Here is a 1,910-nt window from a genome sequence, read left to right as displayed (position 1 = left end):
AGGCGGAGTTGAACATCGGGTGGAGGGCGCGGATGGCCCGGAGCTCCTCCACGCGGGCCTCCAGGAGGGTGGAGGTGGCCTGCACGCGGACGTCCGCCGCCACGTCCAGCATGCGGCGCACCTTCGCGCGTGACTCGGAGGCCGTGAAGTAGGAGCGCACGCGGGAGCGGAGGTTCGTCGCGGAGCCGACGTAGAGGGGCGACCCCGCGCCGTCCACGAAGCGGTAGACGCCGGGGCTGCGGGGCAGGTCGTCGGCGAGGGCGACGCGGTGGCGGCGGCGCTGGGGGACAGGGGCGCCCACCGTTGCGACGTCCTCGATGGTGCGCACGCCCAGGGGGGCGAGCACGGAGAAGAGTCCGCGGAGGACCTCCACCGTGGTCCGGGCGTCCCCGAGGGCCCGGTGGCGGTCCTGCTCGCCCGTGGAGAAGTGCCCGGCGAGGGTGGCCAGGCGGTGGTTGCGGACCATCGGGCGGGGCAGTGCCACGCGCGCGAGGGCCAGTGTGTCCACCACCCGCGGGGAGGCCCACTCGTGCCCGGTGCGCCGTGCGGCGCGGCGCAGGAAGCCCACGTCGAAGTTCGCGTTGTGGGCGACCAGCACGCACGAGGGCGCCTCGAGCGCATGGCCGTCCACGTCCTCCAGACCCGCCCAGCGCGCGAAGGCCGGGTAGGCGAGGTCGATGGTGGGTTGGCCGCGCACCATCGAGGAGGTGATGCCCGTCAGCGCCGTGATGCGCGGCGGGATCGGCTCCTCGGGGTCCACGAGCGTCTGGAACTCGTCGAGCACCTCCTCGCCGCGCACACGCACCGCGCCGATCTCCGTGATGGAGGCCCCCGCGCCGATGCCGGTGGTCTCCAGGTCGACGACCACCCACTCGACGTCCTCCAGTGGTGTGCCCAGCTCGTCCAGTCCGACCTGGACCCCGACGGGCACGGCCTCCGTCAGACGCGCGACGACCTCCCGGGAGGCGGTGGCCGGGGGACGCGGTCCGGGGGCGGCGTTCACGGGCGCGCTCCCCGGGGTGTGGGGGGACCGGCCGCGCCATGTGGCGTCGAAGCGGTCCCGGACGTCATAGAGTGGATCCTAGTTCGTCCGCACCCGGGGGAGTCATCAGGAGGATCCGTGGGTTTCTACCAGGCCCTGAAAGCCACCGGCGGCCCAGTGCTGCGCGCCGCGTACAAGCCGTGGATCCGCGGCAAGGAGAACATCCCCCAGGAGGGGGCGGCCATCCTCGCCTCGAACCACAACGCCGTGTGGGACTCGGTGTTCCTGCCGATGATGCTCGACCGCGAGGTCGTCTTCATGGGGAAGGCCGACTACTTCACCGGCACCGGCGTCAAGGGGTGGGCCACCAAGGAGTTCATGCGTGCGGTCGGCACGATCCCGGTGGACCGCTCCGGGGGCCGCGCCTCCGAGGCCGCCCTGCGGGCAGGCCTGGACCGCCTGGCCCGCGGTGAGCTCTTCGGCATCTACCCCGAGGGCACCCGCAGCCCCGACGGACGGCTCTACCGCGGCAAGACCGGTGTGGCGCGCCTCGCACTGCTCTCCGGCGCGCCGGTGATCCCCGTGGCGATGATCGGCACGCACGCCGCCCAGCCGATCGGGCAGAAGGTGCCCTCACGCACCAACATCGGCATGGTCATCGGCAAGCCCCTGGACTTCTCGCGCTACCGGGGCCTGTCGAAGGACCGCTACGTGCTGCGTGCCATCACCGACGAGATCATGTACAACCTCATGCTCCTGTCGGGCCAGGAGTACGTGGACCTCTACGCCGCCGACGTCAAGGCGAAGATGGCGGAGGAGGGCACCTTCGAGGGGCCCGTCCCCACCAACGGGCGCCCCGCCCCGGGCGGGCGCGTGGCCCCCGAGGTGGAGGTCCCCGGACCCCCGGAGGAACCGGACGAGGACGCCA

The 1,910-nt window shown here is 72.8% G+C and carries 2 protein-coding genes; one reads left to right on the top strand and one right to left on the bottom strand.

Annotation, left to right across the window (positions count from 1 at the left end):
* Positions 1–1,003 (bottom strand): exonuclease domain-containing protein (locus TA90_RS11400; protein ID WP_187120140.1); only part of this gene is annotated, 1,003 nt, incomplete at its 3' end.
* 117 nt (positions 1,004–1,120) lie between these two features.
* Between TA90_RS11400 and TA90_RS11395 the strand changes: the two genes are divergently transcribed.
* Positions 1,121–1,910: lysophospholipid acyltransferase family protein (locus TA90_RS11395; protein ID WP_043536582.1), on the top strand; the 790-nt coding region annotated here is incomplete at its 3' end.

Source organism: Actinomyces polynesiensis (assembly GCF_000820725.1).
GTDB classification, from domain to species: domain Bacteria; phylum Actinomycetota; class Actinomycetes; order Actinomycetales; family Actinomycetaceae; genus Pauljensenia; species Pauljensenia polynesiensis.
This window is presented reverse-complemented; position numbering and strand designations above follow the sequence as displayed.